This is a genomic window from Acidicapsa dinghuensis, assembly GCF_025685685.1.
GTDB lineage: Bacteria > Acidobacteriota > Terriglobia > Terriglobales > Acidobacteriaceae > Acidicapsa > Acidicapsa dinghuensis.
The window spans coordinates 1-6,646 of the sequence record NZ_JAGSYH010000015.1; the positions used below are offsets into that span (position 1 = coordinate 1).

Genomic DNA, 6,646 nt, shown 5'->3' on the forward strand with positions numbered 1-6,646 from the left:
CTGCAGCCATGGACTCACTACTACAACCACGAAAGACCTCATGGTAGCCTCAACTACAACCCGCCCATCAGCCGCTCCGAGATACCGCTCGCCGATGGAACAACCTCTTGAGCTTCTACAGACACCCGCCGGATTGAGTTCGTAATCGTTTCTCGGTATGATTTGGCGCCCTTCAGATCTCAGAAACGGAACTCGGGCTATCTGCCCGAGTGCTGGAACGGGTCCCGGGAACTTTGGAACACAAAATTAGGCACGCGCTGGATGAAATTCGCTACACTGAGCTAGGTCTATGAAGTCTTCATTAACCACATTAGAGCTATGTGCTGGAGCGGGTGGAGAAGCGCTCGGATTGGAACAGGCCGGCATTGAACATGCAGGCCTGATTGAAATCGATCCGCATGCATGCAAAACGCTTCGTTACAACCGCCCACATTGGAACGTTATGCAGGGAGATCTTCGGGCCTTCACGGATATGTCATCCTTCAAGGGCGTTGATATCGTTTCTGGAGGACTACCATGTCCGCCTTTTTCAAAGGCAGGCAAACAACTTGGCGATCAAGATGAACGAAATCTCTTTCCTGTTGCCATCGACATTATTGATCAGATACGTCCGCGTGCGGTGATGATTGAGAATGTGCGCGGGATTTTGGACGCAGTATTTGCTGACTACAGAACTTATATTGCTGGATCTCTTAAGAAACTTGGATATAAGCCAGACTGGCGCTTGTTGAATTCCTCCGAATTTGGCGTTCCGCAGCTTCGGCCACGCGTTGTGTTTGTGGCTATCCAAAATGACCATGCAGATTCGTTTAGTTGGCCAAAGCCTTTTGTAGAACGCCCCAAGACTGCGGGTGAGACACTATACGACCTGATGGCAGCAAACGGTTGGAAAGGCGTAAAGGCTTGGAAAGAGCGGGCAGACGAGATCGCTCCAACCATTGTAGGAGGAAGCACCAAGCATGGGGGGCCCGATCTGGGGCCTACTCGCGCCAAGCGTGCGTGGGCACAACTAGGAGTGAATGCACATACTATCGCAGAAGAGGCACCGGATAAGGATTTTGTGGGCATGCCAAGGCTTACAGTGCGAATGGTTGCACGCCTTCAAGGCTTTCCTGACGGCTGGATTTTTTCTGGACGGAAGACGAATGCTTACCGTCAAGTGGGCAATGCTTTTCCTCCTCCAGTGGCTTGTGCCGTAGCAGCTCAGATAGTAAAAAGTTTAATTACGCGCAGATTGTTTCAGGTTGCTATATGACAAATCTGCCATCGGAGCCACAAGCAGAAACTCTCGCAGTCGCGCCGTCTTTCTTTGCTGAGGCCAGACGTACATTTCATGCGGCACTGCTTGGCCGCGTCCTATTTTCCAACGAGCGTGGTATTCCCGCGAATGCCGATAGCGGTAACAAGGCCAGTGTGGCTATTGCGAAAGGCATTGTTGGGCGACTAGGTACGGAAATACAAGGGGAGCGATTAGCTGGACAGATGTCCGGAAGAGAGTTCGAAGACATTGTCTGCAGTTATTTGGCTGAAACCTTCAGCCAACTTGCTCATCTCCGACCTGGTCTTTGGAGTGTCCAACAGATTACGACGCGCAATCAAGCGGTGCTTGCCCGCTTTGAGCAATATTCTCATTTGGTTGCATTGGCGAAGGCTGCCGCGAGAGATCCAGAATTGGCTGCTGCGCTAGGGAATGACTACACAATCGCTCCTGATATCGTCATCATTCGCGGTCTGGAATCCGATGCGCGAATCAACTCGCAGCGCCATCTTGTGGATGAAAGCGTCAGCAGGCACGCAAGCCTGCGGGAGAGGAATGATGGACTTCCAATCCTGCACGCGAGTATCTCGTGCAAATGGACCATGCGGAGTGATCGTGCACAAAATGCCAGATCGGAAGCGCTAAATCTTATAAGGAATCGTAAAGGACGTTTACCTCATGTGGTGGTTGTTACGGGAGAGCCTACACCGAGTCGACTATCTGCTCTTGCTCTAGGAACAGGTGATATCGATTGCGTGTACCACTTTGCTCTACCTGAACTAGTATCCGCTGTCGAAGAATTGGACAACGACGATACATCTGAACAATTGAAAATTATGATCGAAGGCAAGCGGCTTAAAGACATTTCTGATCTGCCACTGGACCTTGCTGTCTGAACGCTTATGGATAAGCTCGATGCAAATCGCCGCAGCGAGAATATGAGCAAGATTCGTAGTAAAAATACTGCTCCTGAAATTCTGCTTCGCTCTCTTTTGCATAGGGCTGGATACCGTTTTCGTATTCATCGCAAAGATCTGCCGGGTACGCCGGACATAGTTTTTCCGAATTTGCGTAAAGTTATATTTGTGCATGGCTGCTTTTGGCATCAACATCCCGACTGCCGTGAGGGAAGAGTGCCCGGTTCGCGGCGAGAGTACTGGCAGCCAAAACTTGCTCGCAATCAGGAACGTGACGCGACAGCAATCAAGCAACTGATACAGCAAGGGTGGAATGCGATGACTGTATGGGAGTGTGAAATCGAGATATCGCACGAAGACTTGCTGAATAGGATCAAGATGTTTCTTCATCCTATGAAATAAGCGGGTGCCTATACAGTCTCTGAGTTTCTAAAGGCACCTGCTTGATTCTTGGGGTCGCCTGTGGTACTTCTAAATACATATTCTGGTTTGGCTCCTTCGGGGTTGAACCTGGATTTCATGCAGAGTGGTTGAGGGACGAGCCCTGCGACGCCACGACAACCGGCCGGAGCAATTCTGGAACACGGTGTCAACTCTCGCCCGGTAAAACCGGGGGACATGAGATTCGGAAAATGCTATTGAGGTGAACGCGGCCTCGGCCTTTTCGCTACTGAATCCTCTCAAGTTCGCTCAGATATTTGAGCCGAGCTGTAAATGGCGCAAGCAATTCGCGATGCCGTCTACCGCTGCTGCCGAGAGGGATATCTGTGACTACGGCTTACGAGTTGCGATGTAGAGAGTGCGGCAGGGCGTATGGGAACCAGCCGCTGTCGATCTGCGAGGACTGTTTTTCTCCTCTTGAGGTTGAGTTTGATCTGGAGCGGGCGCGGGGGCGGTTTACGCGCGAGGCAATTACCGCGGGTCCGCTGAATATGTGGCGCTATAAGGCGCTGCTGCCGGTGGCCGAGGATTATGTGCCGACGACGCCGGCGGGGATGACTCCGCTGCTGAGTGCGCCACGCCTGGGAGCCCGGATTGGGGCCAAGAATCTTTATATAAAGAACGATGCTGTTTGCCTGCCTACGCTGAGCTTTAAGGATCGCGTAGTGGCGGTGGCGCTGGCGAATGCTCAGGCCTTTGGATTCGATACAGTCGGGTGCTCGTCGACTGGGAACCTGGCGAATGCTGTGGCCGCTGGTGCGGCGCGGCTGGGGCTGAAGACATACATCCTGGTCCCGGCAGATCTGGAACCGGCGAAGATTTTGAACACGCAGGTGTATGGCGCGACGCTGGTCCGCATTGATGGCAACTATGACCATTGCAACCGGCTGTGTTCGCAGATTGCGGAGAAGTACAACTGGGGCTTTGTGAATGTGAATCTACGGCCTTACTACGCGGAAGGCTCGAAGTCGGTGGGCTTTGAGATTGCGGAGCAGCTAGGCTGGCGTCTGCCGGATAACGTGGTGGTTCCGATGGCGGGCGGGTCGCTGATTACGAAGATCAAGAAGGCGTTTCGCGAGCTCGTGGCGCTGGGGCTGGTGGCGGATAAGCCGGTGAAGTTCTTCGGCGCGCAGGCGACGGGATGCTCTCCGATTTCTACAGCGGTGAAGGCCGGCGCGGATGGGATTGAGCCGCAGCGGCCGAACACGATCGCGAGATCGCTGGCGATTGGGAATCCGGCGGATGGTCCGTATGCGATCAAGGCGATTCGCGAGAGTGGCGGCTGGGCTGAGGATGTGTCGGATGTGGAGATTGTTTCGGCGATCCAGGAGCTGGCGGAGACGGAAGGCGTGTTTACGGAGACGGCGGGTGGTGTTACTACCGCTGTGACGGCGCGGCTGTATGCGCATGGGCGGATTAAGCCGGGTGAGTTGACGGTGAGCTGCATAACGGGCAACGGGCTGAAGACGACGGATGTGCTAAACGGCGCGTATGAACAGGCAGTGCCGGTCAAGCCGAAGATGACGGAGTTTGCGGCTTGGCTGGACGAACGGACGGGTGAATTGGTGGAGGTAGCTTAATGTCGGTAAAGGTAGTGTTGCCGAATGCTTTTCAGAAGCATACGAACAATGTGAAAGAGATTGAGACGACAGCAGGGACGCTGCCGGATCTGGTGACGGATCTGGAGGGGCGTTTTCCGGCGCTGAGGCAGCATCTGCGCGGGGAAGATGGGCAGGTGCGGAAGTTCATTAACTTTTATGTAAACGAGGAAGACATTCGCTTTCTGGGGAATGAAAAATACCAGTTCCAGGATGGAGATGAAGTGCTGGTGATTCCTTCGATTGCGGGTGGGTGTTGCTGAAATAGGCCGTTATTTACGGGGTTTTCACGAAAGGGACTGGCTATGCCGGTTCCTTTCCTGTTTTTGAAGAGAATTTGCAGATCGTTCGCCGGGCGTTTACGGGGCTTTAGCAAAGGGTGGGGCATACTCTGGGCGTGAGCTCATCGACAGGACTGAATTTGCCTGCCGACGTGGCGATGTCTTCAGCCTCGCGGTGGGATGGGTCGGTTGCAACGATCGACAGTGCGGGGATTGCTACGCCAGCGCATGCAGCGGTGCTTTCGCATGTGCCGATGCCGGGTGTTTTTCCGCGGGTGCACGCGGAGGTGGGCCGGTACCGGCTGCGATTGGCGCAGTCAGCTGAGGACCGCGATGCAGCATGCCGGCTGCGATTCAAGGTATTCAATATCGAGCTGGGCAAGGGGCTGGATGCGTCATACGAGACGGGTCTGGACACGGACCAGTTTGACCTGTTCTGCGAGCATCTGCTGGTAGAGGACAAGGTTGACCGCCGAGTGGTGGGAACCTACCGCATGCAATCGGGACTGACGGCGGCGGAGAACCTCGGGTACTACTCTGAGCAGGAGTTTGACTTTGCTCCGTATGCGGGGATGCGCGGCGAGATATTGGAGCTGGGCCGCGCTTCCATTGACCGCGAGCATCGCACGCCTGAGGTACTGACGCTGCTGTGGCGCGGCATTGCGCAGTATGCGACGGAGATGGGGCTGCGGTATCTGATCGGCTGCTCATCGCTGAACTCGGTAGACCCGAGGGAGGGATGGGCGATGTTTGGGCAGCTGGCGAATTATCGCGTGGCCCCAGAGCTTTGGACGCGGCCTGTCGATGGGTGGACGTGTCCTGAGGGTATGTCTGAGGATGGCGCGGAGCCGGTGAAGGTGCCGAAGCTGCTGAAGACCTATCTTGCGATTGGGGCGCGGATCTCAAGTGAGCCGGCATGGGATCGTGAATTTGGGACGATCGATTTTCTGACACTGCTCGATTTGCAGACGATCTCGTCAGCGGCGAGAAACCGGTTTCTAGCGCCGCTATAGTATTTCGCGGAAACAGCTCTCCTCGGATGTCGCGTAATTTGAGTCAATAAGCTTCGCACTGCGCGCAGATCTGGTCCGGCACAGGGACATCTACCATCGCAACCCTGGTCTCGCTTCTAAGCCGCGGACTACATTCGCACGAAAGCACCGAACCGCCGTTACACTTGCCTTTCTGTCTGTCATTTCCGCAGGGAATCCGCTTCACCTTCACGCAAAGCGTGAACAGGAGGGAGCAGGGGCATTCATGCCCCTGAGGAGGCAGCAAGCAAAGAAGCGGCTTTAGCCGCAGGCTCTCTCACGCCAACGCATCGGCTCGCGCTGATGCCCGGATCTCAGAGCGCTGGCAATGTGTAAACAGAATTCGATATCATTTCGATCGATTTACACAGTCTGTCAGGCCGACTCCAATCCGAAGACTCCCATAACACTGGATTGATACCGCTAAGCATTTTCGGAGTAGATATAACCGAAGCCAAAGTTTTCGAGTGGATTTTCCTCAAAAAATCCACTTGCTCATGCCATTGGAGAGAACACACTAACTCCGAAAATGCTTTAAGCCAAGGAGATTCGCATGAACACGCAGGAACAAATCAAGGAGTATATCGCCACTCAGCCGGAACCAAAACGCAGCGAAATGCAACAGCTGCATGACACTATTTTGGCGATGATGCCAGCATGTAAATTGTGGTTCATGGATGGAAAAGACGAGAAAGGAAAAATCGTTTCCAACCCAAACATTGGATATGGATCTCAAAACATGAAATATGCAAATGGAAAGACCAGGGAGTTCTATCAAATCGGTATAAGCGCGAATACATCTGGTATCTCCGTCTACATTATGGGAATAGATGACAAGAAGTACCTTGCCAGAACATACGAGAAAGAACTCGGCAAGGCAAGCATCACGGGATATTGCATTAAATTCAAAACATTGGCAGATATAAAAATTGACGTACTCAAAGCGGCAATACAATCTGGCGTTAAACAGACAAACATTCAACATTGATTGCCGGGTGTCTGTAGAAGCTCAAGAGGTTGTTCCATCGGCGAGCGGTATCTCGGAGCGGCTGATGGGCGGGTTGTAGTTGAGGCTACCATGAGGTCTTTCGTGGTTGTAGTAGTGAGTCCATGGCTGCAG

The 6,646-nt window shown here is 53.5% G+C and carries 7 protein-coding genes and 1 riboswitch; all 7 genes read left to right on the forward strand.

Annotated features, from left to right (window positions below; genetic code table 11):
- Positions 1–289: 289 nt before the first annotated feature.
- The 7 genes from OHL22_RS24885 to OHL22_RS24915 all read left to right on the forward strand — a co-directional run bounded on the left by OHL22_RS24885 (position 290) and on the right by OHL22_RS24915 (position 6,514).
- The gene (locus OHL22_RS24885) at positions 290–1,255 is read left to right on the forward strand and encodes a DNA cytosine methyltransferase (RefSeq protein ID WP_263342616.1); all 966 of its coding nucleotides are present in this window, start codon (positions 290–292) and stop codon (positions 1,253–1,255) included.
- Positions 1,252–2,154: an NgoMIV family type II restriction endonuclease gene (locus OHL22_RS24890; RefSeq protein ID WP_263342617.1), complete on the forward strand. Its 903-nt coding sequence runs from the start codon at positions 1,252–1,254 to the stop codon at positions 2,152–2,154. Before OHL22_RS24885 ends, OHL22_RS24890 begins: the two co-directional genes overlap by 4 nt.
- A 6-nt stretch (positions 2,155–2,160) precedes the next feature.
- Positions 2,161–2,577: a very short patch repair endonuclease gene (locus OHL22_RS24895; RefSeq protein WP_263342618.1), complete on the forward strand. Its 417-nt coding sequence runs from the start codon at positions 2,161–2,163 to the stop codon at positions 2,575–2,577.
- Positions 2,578–2,689: 112 nt separating this feature from the next.
- Positions 2,690–2,800, forward strand: a riboswitch (SAM riboswitch).
- A gap of 142 nt (positions 2,801–2,942) precedes the next feature.
- Positions 2,943–4,196 (forward strand): threonine synthase, encoded by a 1,254-nt coding sequence (thrC, locus tag OHL22_RS24900; RefSeq protein ID WP_377819889.1) that lies wholly within the window; start codon positions 2,943–2,945, stop codon positions 4,194–4,196.
- Positions 4,196–4,477, forward strand: coding sequence for a MoaD/ThiS family protein (locus OHL22_RS24905; RefSeq protein ID WP_263342619.1), 282 nt, complete (start codon positions 4,196–4,198; stop codon positions 4,475–4,477). Before thrC ends, OHL22_RS24905 begins: the two co-directional genes overlap by 1 nt.
- Positions 4,478–4,611: 134 nt before the next feature.
- A complete protein-coding gene (locus tag OHL22_RS24910) occupies positions 4,612–5,508 on the forward strand; it encodes a GNAT family N-acetyltransferase (RefSeq protein WP_263342620.1) in 897 nt (298 codons plus the stop codon).
- Positions 5,509–6,079: 571 nt separating this feature from the next.
- A complete protein-coding gene (locus OHL22_RS24915; RefSeq protein ID WP_263342621.1) occupies positions 6,080–6,514 on the forward strand; it encodes a DUF1801 domain-containing protein in 435 nt (144 codons plus the stop codon).
- The last annotated feature ends 132 nt before the right edge of the window (positions 6,515–6,646 follow it).